Source organism: Hyphobacterium sp. CCMP332, from assembly GCA_014323545.1.
Taxonomy (GTDB): domain Bacteria; phylum Bacteroidota; class Bacteroidia; order Cytophagales; family CCMP332; genus CCMP332.
This window is the reverse complement of record CP058647.1, coordinates 2,672,360-2,691,725: the sequence shown is the minus strand read 5'-3', so window position 1 is coordinate 2,691,725 and position 19,366 is coordinate 2,672,360. Positions and strand designations below refer to the sequence as shown.

At 35.7% G+C, this 19,366-nt stretch carries 18 protein-coding genes; 11 read left to right on the top strand and 7 right to left on the bottom strand.

Annotation, left to right across the window (positions count from 1 at the left end; all coding sequences use genetic code 11):
- Positions 1 to 822 carry a 4-(cytidine 5'-diphospho)-2-C-methyl-D-erythritol kinase gene (locus HZR84_11825; GenBank protein QNL22601.1) on the top strand — a complete coding sequence of 274 codons (822 nt, stop codon included), beginning with the start codon at positions 1 to 3 and terminating at the stop codon, positions 820 to 822.
- Here HZR84_11825 and HZR84_11820 read toward each other — a convergent pair.
- Positions 819 to 3,917, bottom strand: a complete 3,099-nt coding sequence (locus HZR84_11820) for a PAS domain S-box protein (protein QNL22600.1) — start codon at positions 3,915 to 3,917, stop codon at positions 819 to 821. The two genes, HZR84_11825 and HZR84_11820, sit on opposite strands and share 4 nt — an antisense overlap.
- A gap of 112 nt (positions 3,918 to 4,029) precedes the next feature.
- On the opposite strand from HZR84_11820, the gene metG reads away from it, so the two are divergent.
- The gene (metG, locus tag HZR84_11815; protein ID QNL22599.1) at positions 4,030 to 6,078 is read left to right on the top strand and encodes a methionine--tRNA ligase; all 2,049 of its coding nucleotides are present in this window, start codon (positions 4,030 to 4,032) and stop codon (positions 6,076 to 6,078) included.
- Between the two features lies 1 nt (position 6,079).
- Positions 6,080 to 6,676, top strand: a complete 597-nt coding sequence (locus tag HZR84_11810; protein QNL22598.1) for a DUF445 family protein — start codon at positions 6,080 to 6,082, stop codon at positions 6,674 to 6,676.
- Between the two features lie 2 nt (positions 6,677 to 6,678).
- Here HZR84_11810 and HZR84_11805 read toward each other — a convergent pair whose 3' ends face one another.
- Both HZR84_11805 and HZR84_11800 read right to left on the bottom strand, forming a co-directional pair.
- The gene (locus tag HZR84_11805) at positions 6,679 to 7,122 is read right to left on the bottom strand and encodes a DNA starvation/stationary phase protection protein (protein ID QNL22597.1); all 444 of its coding nucleotides are present in this window, start codon (positions 7,120 to 7,122) and stop codon (positions 6,679 to 6,681) included.
- Between the two features lie 10 nt (positions 7,123 to 7,132).
- Positions 7,133 to 7,708, bottom strand: coding sequence for a HupE/UreJ family protein (locus HZR84_11800; GenBank protein QNL22596.1), 576 nt, complete (start codon positions 7,706 to 7,708; stop codon positions 7,133 to 7,135).
- A gap of 126 nt (positions 7,709 to 7,834) precedes the next feature.
- Between HZR84_11800 and HZR84_11795 the strand changes: the two genes are divergently transcribed.
- Both HZR84_11795 and HZR84_11790 read left to right on the top strand, forming a co-directional pair.
- Positions 7,835 to 10,375, top strand: a complete 2,541-nt coding sequence (locus HZR84_11795; protein QNL22595.1) for a WG repeat-containing protein — start codon at positions 7,835 to 7,837, stop codon at positions 10,373 to 10,375.
- Positions 10,376 to 10,471: 96 nt separating this feature from the next.
- On the top strand, positions 10,472 to 10,840 hold the full coding sequence (locus HZR84_11790) for a hypothetical protein (protein ID QNL22594.1): 369 nt from the start codon (positions 10,472 to 10,474) through the stop codon (positions 10,838 to 10,840).
- On the opposite strand, the gene HZR84_11785 is transcribed toward HZR84_11790, so the two are convergent.
- Positions 10,837 to 11,784, bottom strand: coding sequence for an NAD-dependent epimerase/dehydratase family protein (locus HZR84_11785; GenBank protein ID QNL22593.1), 948 nt, complete (start codon positions 11,782 to 11,784; stop codon positions 10,837 to 10,839). The genes HZR84_11790 and HZR84_11785 overlap by 4 nt on opposite strands.
- Before the next feature lie 97 nt (positions 11,785 to 11,881).
- On the opposite strand from HZR84_11785, the gene HZR84_11780 reads away from it, so the two are divergent.
- Genes HZR84_11780 through HZR84_11770 form a run of 3 tightly spaced genes read left to right on the top strand, consistent with a single transcriptional unit; the run spans position 11,882 to position 13,841 of the window.
- Positions 11,882 to 12,130 (top strand): hypothetical protein, encoded by a 249-nt coding sequence (locus HZR84_11780; GenBank protein QNL22592.1) that lies wholly within the window; start codon positions 11,882 to 11,884, stop codon positions 12,128 to 12,130.
- A complete protein-coding gene (kbl, locus tag HZR84_11775; GenBank protein QNL22591.1) occupies positions 12,130 to 13,317 on the top strand; it encodes a glycine C-acetyltransferase in 1,188 nt (395 codons plus the stop codon). Before HZR84_11780 ends, kbl begins: the two co-directional genes overlap by 1 nt.
- A 2-nt stretch (positions 13,318 to 13,319) precedes the next feature.
- Positions 13,320 to 13,841, top strand: coding sequence for a tetratricopeptide repeat protein (locus HZR84_11770; protein ID QNL22590.1), 522 nt, complete (start codon positions 13,320 to 13,322; stop codon positions 13,839 to 13,841).
- On the opposite strand, the gene HZR84_11765 is transcribed toward HZR84_11770, so the two are convergent.
- Both HZR84_11765 and folP read right to left on the bottom strand, forming a co-directional pair.
- Positions 13,842 to 14,750 carry a TIGR00159 family protein gene (locus HZR84_11765; protein ID QNL22589.1) on the bottom strand — a complete coding sequence of 303 codons (909 nt, stop codon included), beginning with the start codon at positions 14,748 to 14,750 and terminating at the stop codon, positions 13,842 to 13,844.
- Positions 14,734 to 15,576, bottom strand: a complete 843-nt coding sequence (folP, locus tag HZR84_11760) for a dihydropteroate synthase (protein QNL22588.1) — start codon at positions 15,574 to 15,576, stop codon at positions 14,734 to 14,736. The genes HZR84_11765 and folP overlap by 17 nt, the downstream gene beginning before the upstream one ends.
- Before the next feature lie 43 nt (positions 15,577 to 15,619).
- On the opposite strand from folP, the gene HZR84_11755 reads away from it, so the two are divergent.
- The 3 genes from HZR84_11755 to HZR84_11745 are packed head-to-tail and all read left to right on the top strand — an operon-like array spanning position 15,620 to position 17,794.
- Entirely contained in the window at positions 15,620 to 16,168 is a 549-nt protein-coding gene (locus tag HZR84_11755; GenBank protein ID QNL22587.1) for a DUF1599 domain-containing protein, read from the top strand.
- The gene (locus tag HZR84_11750) at positions 16,165 to 17,262 is read left to right on the top strand and encodes a DoxX family protein (GenBank protein QNL22586.1); all 1,098 of its coding nucleotides are present in this window, start codon (positions 16,165 to 16,167) and stop codon (positions 17,260 to 17,262) included. The genes HZR84_11755 and HZR84_11750 overlap by 4 nt, the downstream gene beginning before the upstream one ends.
- Positions 17,255 to 17,794, top strand: coding sequence for a shikimate kinase (locus tag HZR84_11745; protein QNL22585.1), 540 nt, complete (start codon positions 17,255 to 17,257; stop codon positions 17,792 to 17,794). The genes HZR84_11750 and HZR84_11745 overlap by 8 nt, the downstream gene beginning before the upstream one ends.
- Here HZR84_11745 and HZR84_11740 read toward each other — a convergent pair.
- A complete protein-coding gene (locus HZR84_11740; GenBank protein QNL22584.1) occupies positions 17,772 to 19,346 on the bottom strand; it encodes a hypothetical protein in 1,575 nt (524 codons plus the stop codon). The two genes, HZR84_11745 and HZR84_11740, sit on opposite strands and share 23 nt — an antisense overlap.
- Positions 19,347 to 19,366: the final 20 nt, after the last annotated feature.

Genomic DNA, 19,366 nt, shown 5'->3' with positions numbered 1-19,366 from the left:
ATGCTATCATTTCCTAATGCAAAGATAAACCTGGGTCTGCAAATTAAATCTAAAAGAGATGATGGCTATCATGAAATTGAAACTTGTCTTTATCCGATACCTCTAAATGATATTCTCGAAATTGTTCCCTCAAATGAGGATAAACTTATCGTTACCGGAAATGCAATTGACGGCAAACCCGAAGAAAATTTGTGTTACAAAGCTATAAGACTATTGGCAGAGAATTATAAAATTCCGGCTTTGCATGTTCATTTACACAAACTTATCCCTCATGGTGCCGGATTGGGAGGTGGTTCCTCGGATGCAGTACATACGCTTCAGAGCATTAATAAAATTCTGAACCTCAATATTAGCGAAAATGAATTATTGAGTTTATCTTCTTATCTAGGCAGTGATTGTCCTTTCTTTGTGAAAAACAGGCCATCAATCGCGCATGGAAGAGGTGAAAAAATTGAAACTTTAGAATTGAGTCTTAAAGGTGACTACTTGATTCTTGTATTTCCAAAACTATTTATTTCCTCTTCAATTGCTTATTCATTAATAAATCCAAAGACCCCTAGTCAAAAATTGAAAACTGCGCTGAAAGAAAGTAAAACAGAATGGAAAAAATTGCTTCAGAATGATTTTCAAATGGTATTGGAAAAGAAATACTCACAGCTGGCAGGCTTATCACAGGTCATGTATAATCATAATGCCTATTATGCAGCGATGAGCGGAAGTGGTTCTTCTTATTTTGGTTTGTTTAATGAAGATCCGGGAGATGATTTTAAGACCTGGTTCAAAAAGGATTATTTTGTTTTTAAATCGAGATTAAACTCCTAATTTACAATAACTTCTGTAAGATCCTTATTGATTTGCTGCTTGCTTTTTTCAATGATCTCTGTAACCCTTTTGCTAATTTCTGATAAGTTTATACTTTCCGCTCCATAGGTAATCTGAAATTTTATCGCGTTCAGTTTGTCTTCCAGATTGTATAGCTCAAAAATACCTATCGGACCAGTAAGTTTATGGCATATTTCGCGAAAAGATTTAAAATCCTTTTTATTCAAGGCATCAATAATTTGATCTTTGCATTGGTCAATTTCATCGTTCACCTGCTTGATGTATTCTAAATATTCCTCCTTGCCGCCATAAATTTCCAACAGTTTCTGATGCGCAGTCTTACCAGTTCTAGGCTGAAGAATATCATAATTCAAATGAATATTTTTTTCAGGCTCTAAGATGTTTTTTAATTTCTGATATAGTAGGCCAACATTCATCGGTTTGCTAATGTAATCAAGCATTCCGGCTGAATTTATATTTTTTGCAATTTTACTGGAAACATCAGCAGTAATGGCAATAACAGGAGGAACATTGTTTACTGCTTTTCTAAATGCCTTAAGAGTTTTAAAACCATCCATCTCTGGCATTTGAAGATCCATAAGTATTAAGTCAAATTCCTTTGATGCTGCATATTTTAAAGCTTCTTCACCGCTTTTTGCTTCTGTCAGTTCTAAATTTAACCGGTTGCAATAAGCCCTCATCAAATAGCGATTGGAAGCAACATCCTCAACATACATGATTTTATATTTCCCTTTGGGAAATGTTTTTACCACACTATTTTGAGGAGTATTGAATTTTCTTTTCTGTACACTTTTCGCGAAAGCCATAATTACTGAAAACTCCGTGCCCTCTCCTTTTTCACTTTTTAGATTTAACACCCCACCTTGCCGTTCCACAAGTTCTTTTGTAATAGATAATCCCAAACCGGTACCTCCGTATTTTCTGGTTGTTTTGGAATTTATTTGGCTGAATGGGTTAAATACTATTTTTTGCTTGTTTTTTGGAATTCCTATACCGGTGTCTTTCAAATTGAATTCAATAATTTGACGGGCAACATCTTCCTGAATAATTCGAACATTACAGACAATTTTACCCTTATCGGTAAATTTGATTGCATTGGAAATGAGATTATTCAGAATTTGGTTTAATCGCAATGGATCGCCCTTGACATATTCGGAGATATTCCCATCGTAAGAATGCTCAAAAATGAGTCCCTTCTCTTTAATTTGAGGCCCATAGGTTTTGCAAATATTATTGATTACCTCTTCGATATTGAAGGTTGAAATATCAAACTGCAATTGATCTGCCCTGATTTTAGAAAAATCCAGAATATCATTGATCATCAAAAGCAGGTTTTCGCCGCTGTTTTTAAGGATATTCAACATTTCAGCTTTTTCATCTTCGGGCATCGAACTTTCAAGCAAATTTGCTATCCCCAAAATTGCATTCAAAGGCGTTCTTATTTCATGACTGATAATTGAAAGAAATTCCTCACGGGCATTTAGCGCCTTTTCCAATTTCTCTCTTGTTTTTTCAAGATTTTGCTCCTTGGATTTCTGATCGGTTATTTCAAATGTCAGTCCGACAAATTGTTCTATTTCACCTTTAGAATTTCTTTTCATTGGGGTTTTCTTGGAATACATCCAATGTTCGCCTCCATCCTTGTCGTATACCCTGTATTCTAATTCATATAAATCCTTTTTCCCTTTTCTTATATCTTTTAACTGTTTGAAATAGGCTTTAACATCCTCATTATGCATTATTTTTTTAATAAATGCTTTTAAGTTTTTCCCAACGTCTTTTTCGCTGTAACCTAGCTTTTTAAATATCTTATCATTGGTAAATACATATGAAAAATTTGACAAGTCAAATATGAAAATGCTGTCAGGAATGATTTGAATACTTTTATTGATAAATTCAGTGCTTTCCAGAAGTTTAGCTTCATTTTCTTTCTGCTCTGTAATATCGACGGAGTATCCGAGAAGGACCTTGCGTTTATCAACTCTTACAAGTTGTTTGTTTACAAGATAGGTCCGTGATATACTTTTATTTTTTATTTCACGAATTTCCTGGATGTGCTCTCCATCAAAGACCTTTTGATCTTCTTCTGAAAATCGTAAAGCAATTGACTCATCCAGAACTTCCAAATCTTTTTTACCTAATATTTTTTCAGGACTGGCCCCTAATGTTTTCGCCGCTGATTTATTAATGAAAATATATTTTCCATTTAAATCCTTTAGATAAATATCTATAGGAAGACGATCCAGAATTTCCTGTAAGAACAACTTTTGATGTTCGATTTCTTCTTCGGCTTGTTTTTTTTCAGTTACATCCCGGAAGTTCAGGATCATCCTTAAGAGATCACCATTTTCACTAAATATTCGTCTTACAACCCATTGTATCCATCTGAAATTTCCATCCTTTAGTTTGACCCTGTATTCACGTTTTGAGAATTGCCTTTTTTTCTCAAAATCCTGACTTATTTTTTTTTCAATTTCTTTTTTATCTCCCGGATGAAAAATACTTTTGGAATTCACGGCTTCCTGTAATTCTTCAAGGTTATATCCGAGATATTTGAATGCCTGAGGACTAATGTATTCCAACTCATTATTCTCGATAAGCATCAGAACATCCATTGAATTGGCCAGCATTTCCTCGTACTTATTGACCTTGGAGTCTAATTGCAATTGCTCCATTTTAAGAGTCAATACAGGTTGCAGCAATTCAATTTCTGTTTCAAAAGACTCTAAATCAAAGTTTTGATCCCAGAAAACCTTTAAATTGACATTTTGAACATTCGCAGAGCTTGTGTTAATATTAAATTCCTTGATTCTTTCAGATTGGTAATTCGGGTAAATTTCAGTGATGTAATTTTTTTCATTACCTATGCTCACTCTTTTCTTAATAATGGATGAATCTTCTTTTAAAAAAAAAGTGAGAAAATATTTCTGATTCAATTCTTCTGTTTTCAGATATACCGCTTTAGCACCCAGCCAAACAAACAGCTTAAAGGTAAAATCTGAGAATTCATTAAAATTTTTTGCTTTGCCAATTTGCTTTAGTAAAACAGCAAGTGTATTTCGATCATCGATCATTTATGCAAATTACGTTTTTTCTATTTCCCTTACTTAATAAAACAAGTGCAAAAAATAAAGATGTCAATAAAGCCTTTAAACTTTATAAATTTGCAGCCTCAAAATGACTCAAATGTCAAACAAAAATTTCAAGCGTCATACAATAACTGCAGCTTTGCCTTATGCCAATGGCCCTATTCACATTGGCCATCTTGCAGGAGTATATATTCCATCAGATATCTATGCGCGATTTCTTCGTCTAAAAAAACGAGATGTGGCTTTTATATGTGGTTCGGATGAACACGGAATGGCCATAACAATGCGCGCCAGAAAAGAAGGACTCAGTCCAAAAATGATAATCGACAGATATCACAATATCATTAAAAAGAGTCTCGACGATCTGGGCATAAGCTTTGACATGTATTCAAGAACATCCTCTCCGGTTCATAATGAAACAGCAGCAGAATTTTTTAAAACGCTCTATGAAAAAGGGGTGTTTGAAGAAACAGAATCTGAGCAGTATTACGACAGTGAAGCCAAACAGTTCCTGGCCGACCGCTATATTAAAGGGATTTGTCCTATTTGTTCCTATTCGGAAGCCTATGGAGATCAATGCGAAAACTGTGGAAGTTCCTTAAACCCCAGAGACTTAAAAAATCCTGTTTCTACTTTAAGCGGAAAAAAACCCGAACTGAAAAAAACGCGTCATTGGTTTCTTCCAATGGATAAGTACGAAAATTGGTTAAAAAAATGGATTTTAGAAGAGCATAAGGAATGGAAATCAAATGTGTATGGGCAGTGCAAGTCATGGTTGGATGGCGGTCTGCAAGCGCGAGCCATGACCAGGGATTTAGATTGGGGTGTTCAGGTACCCCTGGAAGGGGCTGAAGGAAAAGTTCTTTATGTGTGGTTTGATGCTCCGATCGGTTACATTTCTGCCACTCGCGAATGGGCTGAAGCCAACAATAAAAACTGGGAAGATTACTGGAAAGATGAGGAGACCAGATTGATACATTTCATTGGAAAAGACAATATTGTATTTCATTGTATCATTTTCCCTACTATTTTAAAAGCCGAAGGCTCTTATATTCTCCCCGATAATGTACCTGCCAATGAATTTTTGAATCTGGAAGGACAGAAAATTTCAACATCCAGAAATTGGGCGGTATGGCTTCATGAATATCTGGAAGATTTTCCCGGTAAGCAGGATGTATTGAGATATTCTTTAACGGCCAATGCCCCGGAAACTAAAGACAATGATTTTACCTGGAAGGAATTTCAACTAAGAAATAACAGCGAATTAGTTGCTATATATGGCAATTTCATAAATAGAACGCTTGTCTTAACGCATAAATATTTTGATGGTCTTGTCCCAAATGTCGGGGACTTGAATACGGGAGATCAAGAGGTAATCTCAAGGCTAAAAAATTTCCCATCGGAAATTGAAAAATCACTTGAAGAATTTAAATTCAGAGATGCCCTTTCCAAATTGATGGATCTTGCGCGTCTAGGTAATAAATACCTGGCCGATAATGAACCCTGGAAATTGATCAAGACGGATGAGGAAAGGGTAAAAACAATTATCTATCTCTCCCTGCAAATTGCAGCATCATTAAAAATTCTTTCTGCCCCTTTTCTTCCCTTTAGTTCTAACCAACTTGGCGAAATGCTTAATCTAAAGCTCCAAGAATGGGATTCTTCAAAAAAGTTTCCTCTTATTGAATCCGGCAGTTCTATCAACAAAGCTTCACTCCTTTTCGAAAAAATTGAAGATGAGGCCATCGAAAAACAAATCCAAAAACTAGAGCAAACTAAAATGGACAATCAATCTGAAGTAAATATTGAAGCCTCCAAACCTGAGGTGAGTTTTGAAGATTTTACCAAAATGGACATCCGCGTAGCTAAAATTTTGGCTGCTGAAAAAGTAGCGAAAACTAAAAAACTACTTCAAATTAAGGTAGACACGGGGATAGATCAGAGAACCGTAGTTTCGGGCATCGCAGAATATTTTGAACCGGAAAAAATAATCGGAATGGACGTGCTGATTTTGGTCAACCTTGCACCGAGAAAAATTAAAGGCATAGAGTCCCAGGGAATGATTCTGATGGCAGAAAATGACAAAGGTGAGTTATATTTTGTTGCTCCAAAAGGCGAACTAAATCCAGGTTCCCGAATTTCGTGATATGAGTATTTATTTATTACCAATCATTGCAGCCTTAATTGGATGGTTCACCAATTTTCTGGCTATTAAAATGCTCTTTCATCCTAAAAACCCAATAGATCTGGGTTTCTATAAGTTGCAGGGCATTTTTCCGAAAAGGCAAAATGTATTAGCTGAAAGATTGGGAAATGTGGTGGCCAATAACCTCGTCCATTTCGACGATATCAAAAAAAGTTTAGATGATCCCGCAGCAATGGCAACTATCCACAAAACTATAGAAGCACATCTTGAAACATTTTTACAAACAAAGCTCAAGGAAAATTTCCCCATGCTAAGTATGTTCTTAAATGACAACACGATTCAAAAAATCAAAAATGTGCTTACCAATGAGATTGAATCTATTTTACCGATGATCGTAAACAACTACGTCGATAAAATTGAACAAGACCTCAATATTGAAATAATGGTCAGTGAAAAAGTCGCATCATTTTCATCGGAAAAACTGGAGGAGCTTCTCTTTGCAATTCTCAAAAAAGAATTCAGATTTATCGAATTAGTTGGTGCCGTTCTGGGCTTTTTAATTGGTATTGTGCAAATTCTTTTGGTTCAATACCTGTAATCTTAAGCCAACCAGGAACTAAACATCCACAATCTGGCTTCGATAACATTTACCTGATCGCTCATAAGATTCATGGTGCCTTCGTCTTCATTTGAAGTGGCCATTTCAAGAATTTCATTGACCAGTGCCAGTAATTTTTCGCTGTGTTGAACTACATTTTTAACACATTCTGAATCCTTGGAAACATTGGAAGTTTCTTTGACGATGGAATGTTTGAGAAAATCGGAATAGGTATGTAAAGGCTTCCCTTTTAACATTAAGATTCTTTCAGCTACTTCATCTGCAAAAGCTGCAGCTTCATTATACAATTCTTCAAATTTCATGTGCAATTCAAAAAACTGTGGTCCTTTGATATTCCAGTGATAGCCTCTTACGTTTTGGTAATAGAGCATTTCACTTGACAATAAAATGTTTAATTTTTCTACAACGGCCTGCGACTTGTTCATTCCTGTAATTTTAAAAAGTTAAATAAATACTTATTGCTAATCCTATTGAAATTCCAGTTACTACCTGTAACCAGCTTTCATCCCTAACTCTGAGGAGATTAGATAACAACCAAAGAACAAAAAAGTTGATAAATAGGATCAGGAAAAGAGATAAAAAAAGGCCCGTCCAATATCCAAAAACCGGAATAAGCGGATCGTTGATAAAAAGATCGTATTGCAGGAAGTAAATGTATATACCGTGGATAAGACCAAGAATGAAAGCTATAAGATATCGAGAGCTCATATTAGATTTTCTCCGACGAAATTTATCCGGACTCAGACCGAAATTCCATAAGGCAAAAAGCAAGGTGGAGGCAGTAATAATTGCCAACCAAATATTGTTTTCAATCGTAAATATTTTAAATCCCAAAAGCAGGATATTTACCAGGATTCCGGTAGAAAAACTAAAGAGTATGATAAAGCCTTTTTTGAAATCCGTAACTTTGAGTATGGCAAAAAATGCCAAAATCAAAGCAATATGTGGCAGTGCTTCTAAGCTATATAAATAGTTGAAGCCGATTAAAAAAAGGTCATAAAAGTCATTCATATTTGTTTCTTGATTGAATAATCAAATGGGCAATGAAAATAGGGAATTTTTGTAAATTCTATATAAAGCTATTTAATAAAGCTAGATTTTTTAATGAATTATAGAAAGGCATGTATATCGTCGTTTTTGATAATCCTCGCATTAAACAGCTGCACGATATTAAACCCTTACATAAGGACATTAAAAAAAATAGACAAGGGGCAATTTGATCGGGCTTCTTTTCACTTAAGTCAAATAAAAAAAGACAACACACATGGTGCATTGAAGGCATATGTTCATGTCCTCCACTTTAAGAAAGACGGAAGCCCTTTTAGAGAACTCGATTCTGCAATCAAATGGGCACATATTGGAGATTCCGTTTGGATGAAATCAATAAGCTGGGAAAAATCATTTGTCATCCGAAAATCAGAAGATTCTGATCCTTTTAAAACCTTGATTGAGGAAATTGACAGTCTTGGGTTTTTTGAAGCAAAAAAATATGCCAGTGAAAAAACATTTATTGACTACCTGAATAATTTTCCAACTTCAAGATTTTACACCAAAGCCAAAGAGTTGAGGGATTCATGCGCATTTTATAAAGCCAAAAGGGAAAATACCTATTTGGCCTATAAAAATTTTATAGAGAAATACCCCGACTCAAAACAAATTGAAGAGGCCAGAGAAATTTATGAGTTGTTATTATATGAAACGCATACCCGCGATCAACATAAAATCTCCTATGAAAATTTTATAAAAAAATTCCCTCACTCGCCTTATAAGGAAAAAGCCATAGAAAAAGTATTTGAACTCTACACGCTTGATAACAGGACATCTTCATTTGAAAATTTTATAACTGCTTTTCCAAATTCCTTTAAAGTAGATGAAGCCAAACTTTGGATCAGACATAAAAAAGAAAACTATGACAGCATCGAACCCATCTTTTTGTTTCCTCAAAAGGATAAATCGTCCTACTTGTTAATAAATACGCAGGACAGTCTGTTTAAATTAGATATCGACTCAGTTAAAAATCATTTTGCATGTAATCCTTATAGGCAGCCCTATATCATCTATTCAAAATCGGATAAATGGGGATTGGCCAACAGCAGGGGAGAAGGCCGGATTCCGCCTCTTTTTCACGATTTGGAAAAGCTTGAAAATGATATTTACATTTATTCCAACGGATTAAAAAAAGGCCTTGTACATGTTTCGGGTTTTAGAATCTGCAATGCTTTATACGATGGCTTTGAGGTATTGAACGACACATTTATTTCTGTCCAATTGGACGGAAATAAAGCCCTGGCGGCAAAAAACGGAAAACTTCTGTCGGAGATTGCGTACGATCAAATTTTCGATATTGGAAAAGGGCTCTGCGCTTTAAAAAAAGATAAGAAATGGGCCATTGTAAAAGGAAGTGAATTTCTGAATTGGCCCGATATACCAAAATTGAAATTTGTTTATGATACCGTCTACCGCAGCGAATTCGGCAGATTATTTACAGGCACTATAGCCAATACCTTTCTCCTAAATAATGTTTTAGACACACTTATTGATTACAGCTTTAAGCTGGTTTCCGAATCGGAAAATTTTATTCAAACTTTTGATCAAAAGAAATACAAATTATATGACAATGAAATCAACTTGCTTTCCGAAAGCGAAACAGAAATTTATTTTGACCAAAGTGGTTACTCTTTTAAATCGGACTCTCTCTGGAAATGTTTTTTTTATTCAGATACCTTGAGTGTCGATTTATTTGAAAGCTTTAACAGCTATTATAAAAAGTTTTTCATATCAGACAGTGTATATATTTATAATAAGAGAGCCAGATTTCCAATTGTACAATACGATGTTATCAACACTCAGATTTATAAAATAAATGATGTAGACACGTTTTGTTTTGTTGTAGGCAGTGACAATAATTTTGGACTGATAAGCGCGCTTGGTGACACAATTATTCCACTCGAATGGGATGAAATAAAAGTCTTCGATTCCAATGCGATTAGGGTCAGCAAAAAGGCTAAATACGGATTGTACAATTTTGAAGGTAAAGAAATATTAAAACCTGAATTCGATGCCATATCCAACTATTTTGAAGGTGCACTTGCGCTTTATAAGAACAACAGGTTCGGGCTGATTCATCCAGAGAAATCCATCTATATTCCGTGCAGATTTACTTCTTCACTGAAACTCATGGATTTGAAATTCCCATTTTTTACAGTGCAATTAAATGCTGAGTTGAAATTATATAATACAAAAAATAAAGAAATCGCTCAAGCGAAAGATTTGGCAGTCCTTAATGACAGTTTGGTTTTATTTAACCAGGATTTCAGCTGGAAACTCATGAAACTAAATGAAAAAGCAGAATTTGAGCAATTAGGCATTAATGCTTTGAGGTATAGAATTTGGAAGGATGGACTTGGAAACAATCATCTAATCTATGAGACTGTCAACGGATATGGCTTTTACAATACCGTGAAAAATGAAAACATCTATCCGGAATATTTTATGCTCTATCCGCTTATAGGTAGAAGAGGTGAAATTCAAAATTATCTCGCATTCAAGCATTATGAAGAAATAGATCTTTTCCTATTGAAACTATTGGATTCAAATGGATTTGAACTTGATAAAACTTTAATCACTGCAGATCAGGCTGCCAATTTGGGTTGTGGAGAATTATTGGATAAAGAATAAAATTCCATTCAAATAACTTTCGAATTCGTCGGAAAAAAACTAACTTAATCCTCTTACAAAATTTTAATCAAATGTTAGACCAAAATAAAACAAGTCATGATAACCGGAAAACTAAACCAGATCCACAAGGACCATAGAGAATGGATAGCCGAAATTGAACTATTAAAAACCGAGATAACTTTTCTCACCAAACTGGTCCAGAAAAACCCCAATCTCAAAGAGGGTAAATTCCAAAATGATCTCGATCACCATCGAAGGCTGCTGGACAAATTAATGACATCAATTCAATCACATAAAGCTTTTCTTGCGGAGATGGCAATTGAAGATATTCGAACAATGGAAATGCTCGATATTGAAGGTCATAATCGCAATAAGGCCCATTTCAAAAACCTTGATGAAGGATTCAAAAAACTAAGACATGATATACTTCATCTGAGTGGAAAAAACGCTGAAGCCATTCACTAAAATTTGAAATGTTTCGGAAGGTTTTCCAGAATAATTGAGCTCATTTTTTCCAAATCATATTCATGCGACCAATCCCAATCGACACGCGCGGAAGTATCATCGATTGAATCAGGCCAGGAATCAGCAATTTTTTGTCTGAAGTCGGGTTTATAATCAATCTCAAAATCAGGTCGATGCTTTTTAATTTCATAATACAATTCCTCAGGTGTGAAACTCATTGCCGCCAGATTATAACTCGATCGGATTTTCACATTTTCATGATTCGCCGTCATTATTTTTAATATGGAATTAATGGCATCCGGCATAAACATCATGGGCAGTCTGGTATCCTTTTGTAAAAAACATTCAAAGGTTTCTCCTTTTAATGCCCTGTGAAAAATATCCACTGCATAATCAGTAGTTCCTCCGCCCGGTAAACTTTTATAACCTATTAATCCGGGAAAACGCAGACTTCTAACGTCCACATTAAATTTTCTAAAATAGTATTCACACCAACGTTCCCCGGCCAGTTTTGTAATGCCGTAGACCGTATCAGGATTCATTATTGTATTTTGAGGTGTATTGTTTTTTGGTGTATCCGTTCCGAACACGGCTATTGAACTGGGCCAAAAAATTCTCTTTATTATACCATTCCTCGCAAATTCCAAAAGCTCCAGCAAGCTATTCATATTTAAATTCCAGGCAAACATTGGATTGTCTTCACCTTTGGCCGATAAAACAGCTACGAGATGGTAAACATCATCGATATCGTATTTTTTGATCAGATCTAGAACTCGCTTTTCTTTTAATATATCCAGTTTTTCAAAAGGCCCCTCTATTTCGTATTTCTTAAGTTTTTTAAGATCAGCAGCCACCACATTTTCACCTCCGTGCATCTCACGCAATTTTGTGACAAGCTCAGAACCTATTTGGCCGCTGGCCCCTATTACCAGAATTTTTTTCATATTGAAGCAAGCATTTTGATCGTGGCAAATCTATTTAAAAAAAACAATCCCTTTCCATTGCGATTATTAATTTGTATAAATTTGGATTTTTATTTTCATGGATTACGAAAGCTTTCTGATCAGTAAGAAAATTGATAAGGAATCATTTGAAAAAAATGAACCGGAGATGAATGCCTTATGGCAAGAAGAATTTTCTAAAATGCATTCAAAAAGTTTTGAAGCCAGAAAACTATTTCTTATCAATAAAATCAGAAGAAAATATAAACTGGTGAAAAAGGAAGAAGAAAGAGATTCAACCTTAAATAGATCACCAAAACCTATTATTAAACCTAAATTCAAGCGATAATGTACAGTCAATTTAAAGGTGTTTTAGAGGAAGAAATTCAAAAAATTAAAGATGAGGGACTTTTCAAAAAAGAAAGAGTAATCAGCACTCCCCAGGCTGCAGAGATTGAGGCAAATGGTAAAATAGTACTTAACTTCTGCGCCAATAATTATCTCGGGCTTTCCTCTCATCCGGAAGTGGTCAAGGCAGCCAAAGAAAGCATAGACAGCCATGGTTTTGGCCTGTCTTCCGTGCGCTTTATCTGCGGAACACAGGATATCCATAAAGAACTGGAAAAAAAGATATCTGAATTTTTAGGTACTGAAGACACTATCCTTTATGCAGCAGCCTTTGATGCCAACGGAGGTGTTTTTGAACCCCTCTTAGGTCCTGAAGATGCCATTATTTCAGATGCTTTAAATCATGCCTCTATAATTGATGGTGTTCGGCTTTGTAAAGCTCAAAGATTCAGATACGCACATAATGATATGGCAGATCTTGAAAAACAATTAAAAGACGCTTCCTCCTGTAAGCAGAAGATTATTGTAACGGATGGCGTTTTTTCGATGGATGGAACCATTGCTCAATTAGATAAAATTTGTGATCTCGCCGAAAAATACGAGGCAATGGTATTAACGGACGAATGCCATTCCACCGGTTTTATGGGAAAAACAGGAAGAGGCGTTCACGAATTCAGAAATTGTATGGATCGTGTCGATATCATTACAGGAACTTTGGGTAAAGCCTTGGGCGGTGCCTCTGGTGGATTTACTTCGGGGAAAAAAGAGATTATTGAGATTTTAAGACAAAGATCAAGACCCTATTTATTCTCAAACACCCTAGCACCTTCCATCGTAGGTGCGTCTATACGCGTATTTGACATACTTTCAGCAAGTACGGCATTGAGGGATAAACTGGAAGAAAATACAAAATATTTTAGATCGAAAATGGAGGCTGCAGGATTTGACTTGAAACCCGGAGAGCATCCGATTGTCCCCATCATGTTGTACGATGCCCCATTGTCACAAAAATTTGCAGAAAAATTACTGGACAAAGGGATTTACGTCATTGGATTTTTCTATCCAGTAGTGCCAAAAGGCCAGGCCAGAATCAGGGTTCAAATTTCAGCTGGCCATGAAAGAATACATCTCGATACAGCCATAAATGCATTTATTGAAATTGGTAAAGAATTAAATGTGATTAAATAAATATGAGATTAATAATTTTTTTACTGACCTTTCTGAGTATAGCAGCTTGTTCAAAGGAAAAAGAGACTGAAATGAGTATTAGGGACAAACATGTTCTTAAAATCGACAGTTTTGAATCTGAAATCAGAACGAGCATTGAATCCGCTGAAAACCCAAGCATTCAGTTAGCGCTGGGTGCGGTAAAAGAATATGAGATTTTCACCTATAAATTCCCGGATGATTCACTGACACCTTCTTATTTATTTAAATCAGCTCAGATATTTGATGGAATGGTAAATGACAAAGCCAAAGCAGCGAGATTGTATCAAAGGATTTATGATGAATACCCAAAGTATAAAAATCGCGCAATGATGTTGTTTTATCAGGGCAATGCTCTACACGACATGGGCGACACCCTTAATGCCATCAATCAATTAAAGCTATTCATCGCAAAATACCCGGATCATGAATTTCGGGATGATGCCGAAAATCTTATAAAATTTATTCAAATGGATGAAGAAGAGCTTGAAAAGTTCTTCAAATGATCAGATCTCTTTGCTTTGAGAGGGGTTTTCTTCCGATGATGAAGTGCTGTTGTCTTCTGTAAACAATGGCACTTCTTTTCCACCTTCCTCATCTTCTTTTTCTTCTTCCTCTTCCTCTTCAAACAGATATCTGTTCAATCGATATCGAATGTCAGTAGGAGAAAGGTTTGAATATATTTTGCCATTTCTTGCAATAGAAAATTGACCCGTCTCTTCGGAAACCACCAATACTAATGTATCTGTATTTTCCGACATACCAAGAGCAGCCCTGTGTCTTAAACCCATAGATGCAGGTAAGGAATCATTTTCAGAAACCGGCAAAACACATCTGGCAGCCTTAATGCGATTTTTATAAACAATTACGGCACCGTCGTGGAGTGGGCTGTACTTATTGAATATGGAAATCAAAAGCCGTTTTGAAAGAACAGAATCGAGTATATCCCCCGATTCAGCATAAAATTTTAGTTCTGAGTTTTTGCTGAATACAATAAGTGAACCTGTATTTGAACCACCCATAGTTTTTACAGCTTCAATGATTGGGGTAATGTTAAAATAGCGCATTTGTGCCCTTTTGTTCCAGGGCCAGACAAAGAGAAAGTTTTCATTATTGAAGATGGTAGTTTTCCCAACCAGGAGAAGAAATTTTCGAATTTCCTGTTGGAATAATATAATCGCCGCCAATACGCCCACCCCGGTAAACTGGCCTAGTATAGAACTCAGAAGCTCCATTTTTGCCGCTTTTACAATCAGGTATAACAAAACAATTGAAAGAAGACCAATGAAAATTTTTACTGCTACAGAACCGCGTAGCAGTTTATACAACTGATAGAGCAATAGGCTCACCAAAAATATGTCGATAAAATCGACCAGAGTAAAATTTAAAAATCCTATTTTAATAAATGCTATCACTATTGTATTTAAGATATAATTTTATAGTTTCATTTGCCTCTTTAACGTCATGAACTCGCAATAAATTCGCTCCCTGTGCTAATGCAAGCATATTTAATGCCGTAGTTCCATTCAGCGCTTCATCGGCTTCAATACCCAAACTTTTAAAAATCATTGATTTCCTTGAAATCCCCACCAAAAGAGGCCTTTCAAACAAATCAAAAGCTCTCAATTGCCTTAAAAGATAAAAATTCTGATCGATATTTTTGGCAAATCCAAATCCGGGATCTATGATAATATCGTGGATTCCCAGAGAGGTTAATCGCTGAATTTTTCCTTTAAAATACTCAATCATTTCCAAAATCATGTCCTCATATTTATTTAAATCTTTCATTGTTTGAGGATTTCCTTTCATGTGCATCAGGATATAGGGAATTTTTAAATCGGATAAGGTCGGAAACATATTCTCATCCAATGAGCCACCGGATACATCATTGCATATATCAGCACCACAATCATAAGCCGCTTTTAATACTTCCGATCTATAGGTATCTATTGAAACGATCGCTTCGGGAAATTTACTTTTAACAGCATTTACTGCGAAAACTGCGTTTGTTATTTCGCTTTCCAGTGAAATTTCTTCTGCACCCGGCCTGGTAGATTGAGCGCCGATATCAAGAATATCTGCCCCTTCTGAAAACATTTTTTCAGCTTTCTTCAAAAGTGCTTTTTCAGTTTTTACTCTGCTTTCCACAAAAAAAGAGTCATCGTTAACATTAAGAATTCCCATAATTCTGGGTTTGTCAAAAAGCATGATCTTTCCTCGGGTATTAATACTGTAATTCATAGCTTTTGACTTACTTTGTGACTCAATTTAAACAGAGGATATTTTGAAAAAAGATACCGCCGGTGAATATACTGAGGTAATTAAATCGTGCAAAGCCTTGTTTGAAAAAAAGACAAGAGATTATGGCACTTCTTGGAGAATTCTCCGCTTACCTTCACTCACCGACCAGATTTTTATTAAGGCGCAAAGAATTAGATCGATAGAGACCAAAGGCGAACAAAAAGTTGCAGATAATATTTATGAAGAATTTGTGGGCATTATTAATTATTGCATAATAGCCCTGATCCAGATTTCCATGCATGAAAACGAAACGCTTGATTTAAGCGTTGAAGAAGTGTTGGAAAATTTTGATAAAGAGTCAACGCAAACAAAATCGCTTCTCGAGAATAAAAATCATGATTATGATGAAGCCTGGCGGGAAATGCGGGTTAGTTCTTTTACAGATATAATTTTGATGAAGTTATTGCGCATTAAACAAATTGAAGATCAAAAAGGCAAAACCCTTGTTTCTGAAGGTGTGGATGCCAATTATAGGGATATAATTAATTATTCTGTTTTTGCACTTATTAAATTAAATTACCTACATAAATGAAGTGGATTACAAGCATATTCAGAGTTTTTGTTGGGACGTTATTCATTTTTTCAGGGCTTATTAAAATCAATGACCCTGTTGGGTTCTCGATAAAATTATCAGAATACTTTGAAGTATTCTCGAACGATTTTGCAGGGATATTCCATTATTTTATCCCTTTCTCACTAACAATAGCGGTTATTGTTTGTCTCTTTGAAATTGTATTGGGAATAAATTTATTGACCAAACACGGGGCCAAAATCACAATCAATTTGACCCTTTTGCTTATCGTATTTTTTACCTTTTTGACTTTTTATTCTGCTTATTTTAATAAAGTCACAGATTGTGGCTGTTTTGGCGATGCCATACCTCTTAATCCGTGGCAAAGTTTTATTAAGGATATTGTTCTTTTGATAATGATACTTTGGTTGTATTTCAGGAAGAATGAGCTTGAACCCAATCTACCAGAGAGAACACGCAATGCATTTTTTGCGATTTCTCTGGTTATTAGTTTTTTTCTTGCTGTCATTGCCATAAGACATTTACCCTTTTTGGACTTCAGAGCCTATAAAGTGGGAACCAATATTGAAAAAGCAATGCAGCCCTCCGAGCCGTTGAAATACAAATACATCATGGAAAAGGATGGTGAGCAAGTTGAGATGATGGAATACCCCAGTGACCCTTCGTTTAAATATGTTGATATGGTTCTTGTTAATCCGGAAGCTCAGCCCAAGATTACCGACTACAGCATTTGGAATGATGAAGGCGATTATACCGAAGAGACTTTTCGCGGAAGAAAAATGATGATCATCATCAGCGATATCAATAAAACAAAGACTAAAAATTATAAAAAACTTAAAGACCTGGCACCTGAATTGCCAAATCTGAATATTCAAACAATGATCATTACCTCTTCGGATGGTCAGGAGGTAAAAAATACATTTACAGAACTTGGTCTGCCGGATATACCTGTATACTACGGCGATGCGACTGTACTAAAAACAATGATCCGGTCCAACCCTGGTTTGATATTGATCGAAGAGGGCACCATTTTAGAAAAATGGCATTTCAGGGATACCCCTTCTAAAAATAAATTGGCCAAAGTCATTGGTTAATATTTCTGATAAGAAAATACTGAGCTTATGGGGGATGCCCGGAGCCGGTAAAACCTATTGGGGCCGTAAATTATCAGAAGTCCTATCATTGGATTTCATTGATCTTGATGAATTTGTTGAAAAAGAATCCGGTCTGAGAATTTTTGAAATGATAAATCAAAATGGCGAAACCTATTTCAGATCAAAAGAAGAAAAGGCACTCAATCATTTACTAAATCACAATAAGAGAATTATTCTTTCTTTGGGTGGCGGAACACCCTGTAGCAAAAGCAATTTTAAGCTGTTAAAAGAAAAAAGTTTTAGTATTTGGATAAATACCAAAATCGATACTATTGTTAAAAATCTGGGAAATAAAATTTTCGAAAGACCACTAATTGACTCTAAAAAAGACCTGAAAAGACAATTGGAAATCTTGCTTGAAAAAAGAAAAGAACATTATAAAAGGGCTGATCGCATAGTAGATCAACCCTCTGATATTCATTCCATATTAAAAGTTATACCCGATTCTTTTAAAAATACAATCCGCCGGTAATTGCCAATGTGGTCAGGTTTTTTTTGAATTCCGCTGCCGGTGCATAGCCATTTTGTAAATTGTACAATGTATACCCTTCATTCCACCATTCGTGAATCAAGGCTACATCCCAAAAATAATCCTGTAAACGCATGCCCAATCCACCACTTATTCTTTGACGCGACTGATCGACAAGATTAATATTTTCTTTGAATGGATCACCTAAATTGGCATAGCCACCTCTGAATCTAAAATCATCAACACGGTATTCGGCTCCCACTCTAAAATTAAAGGTGCGATCGTAAATATTCTGTATGCTTCTGTTATCGGCACTTTCATCGCCTCCCAAACTTTCAAAACTTACGCGAGACCTGCTGTAATCGAGGTATTCTACATCGGCAGTTATGAAGCCATTCTTGCTCGCAAATATGGCTGCACCGAAGTTTACCTTCATGGGCGTACGCAAACGATAATTAAAGAAACCATTGGGCAGGCTTGAACTTTCATTATTCAAATAGAAATTGTTGTCAGGATTATTCGGATCTTCATAAAATAAGAAATTATTGAATTGAGCTGATAAATCTGCATCAAAATCCTCCTCTAAGGCATAATAAGTCGGGGTTTCAAAGTTGAGTCCAAAACGGAACAAATCAACTGGACGGTAGATAAAACCCAGTCCCAGATTGAATCCTGTTCCATCAATTTCCAGTCTATCGTTTAAAGTGGTACTTCGAAGTGCATCTGTCCCTTGATCGAGTGCCCTTTCATTGTAAGTTCTTTCAATTAAATAATTCACCGAGGCTATACCCAATTTCGTCCCAAAATAGAATTGATCTTTAAAGTTCCCTCCGTATGAAACGGTCCATTCATTTTGATTTCCGGTAGTTCTAATCAATTCTCTCTGGCGCATTGGTTCGAATGCATAAAAACGTTCATATATATTGCAATCGGCAGGGTCATTACAGGCATTGATATCAATATCAAATAGAAATGCATCATAAGCCATTCCAATGGGATTTGCTGGAATTTGTTCTCCGTTATTTTCCCTATATAAATCTGAAGTATAAATTCCCTGAGCGCTTTCCAGATAATAATCCACTATTGAACTTTGATAGTTTTCCCCAACGAGTTCAATCTCTTCATTAAAATCGTTTCTCTTGCTAAATGAAAAAGCCAAAGAACCGCCTCTGAAATCCCCTTTTTCGATATCTGATTTTGTCAGGTCTATGGATATTCCTATTTGACCCACCGAAAACTTATCGTTAAAAGTCACGTTATCCTGTCCTTGAAAACTCGCAGTGTTATCACGGAATGAAATCTGTGGAGTAATGCTTAAAACAGATCGATTGTAAAATCCAAGGCCAGCAGGATTGATAATTACTGACGATAAATCTCCACCCAATGCAACACCTGAACCGGCCAAACCTTGTAATCTGGCTGTTCCGCCCCTATCAGTAGAACTAAATCTGAGTGCATCCTGATAATAGCCTATGGAATTTGGATCAACCTGTGCCTGCAGCTCTAAAAACAGGCACAGCATTGGTATTATTAATTTTAAGCTTAATTTTTTCATGACCTTAAATTTTATTTAAC

Bases quoted from the DNA above. Each gene is read 5' to 3' on its own strand.
- HZR84_11750 (QNL22586.1), top strand. From the start codon at position 16,165: ATGAAGTGGATTACAAGCATATTCAGAGTTTTTGTTGGGACGTTATTC.
- HZR84_11800 (QNL22596.1), bottom strand. From the start codon at position 7,708: ATGAATGACTTTTATGACCTTTTTTTAATCGGCTTCAACTATTTATAT.
- HZR84_11785 (QNL22593.1), bottom strand. From the start codon at position 11,784: ATGAAAAAAATTCTGGTAATAGGGGCCAGCGGCCAAATAGGTTCTGAG.
- folP (QNL22588.1), bottom strand. From the start codon at position 15,576: ATGAATTACAGTATTAATACCCGAGGAAAGATCATGCTTTTTGACAAA.
- HZR84_11740 (QNL22584.1), bottom strand. From the start codon at position 19,346: ATGAAAAAATTAAGCTTAAAATTAATAATACCAATGCTGTGCCTGTTT.
- HZR84_11770 (QNL22590.1), top strand. From the start codon at position 13,320: ATGAGATTAATAATTTTTTTACTGACCTTTCTGAGTATAGCAGCTTGT.
- HZR84_11810 (QNL22598.1), top strand. From the start codon at position 6,080: ATGAGTATTTATTTATTACCAATCATTGCAGCCTTAATTGGATGGTTC.
- HZR84_11820 (QNL22600.1), bottom strand. From the start codon at position 3,917: ATGATCGATGATCGAAATACACTTGCTGTTTTACTAAAGCAAATTGGC.
- HZR84_11805 (QNL22597.1), bottom strand. From the start codon at position 7,122: ATGAACAAGTCGCAGGCCGTTGTAGAAAAATTAAACATTTTATTGTCA.
- HZR84_11780 (QNL22592.1), top strand. From the start codon at position 11,882: ATGGATTACGAAAGCTTTCTGATCAGTAAGAAAATTGATAAGGAATCA.
- metG (QNL22599.1), top strand. From the start codon at position 4,030: ATGTCAAACAAAAATTTCAAGCGTCATACAATAACTGCAGCTTTGCCT.
- HZR84_11825 (QNL22601.1), top strand. From the start codon at position 1: ATGCTATCATTTCCTAATGCAAAGATAAACCTGGGTCTGCAAATTAAA.
- HZR84_11790 (QNL22594.1), top strand. From the start codon at position 10,472: ATGATAACCGGAAAACTAAACCAGATCCACAAGGACCATAGAGAATGG.
- kbl (QNL22591.1), top strand. From the start codon at position 12,130: ATGTACAGTCAATTTAAAGGTGTTTTAGAGGAAGAAATTCAAAAAATT.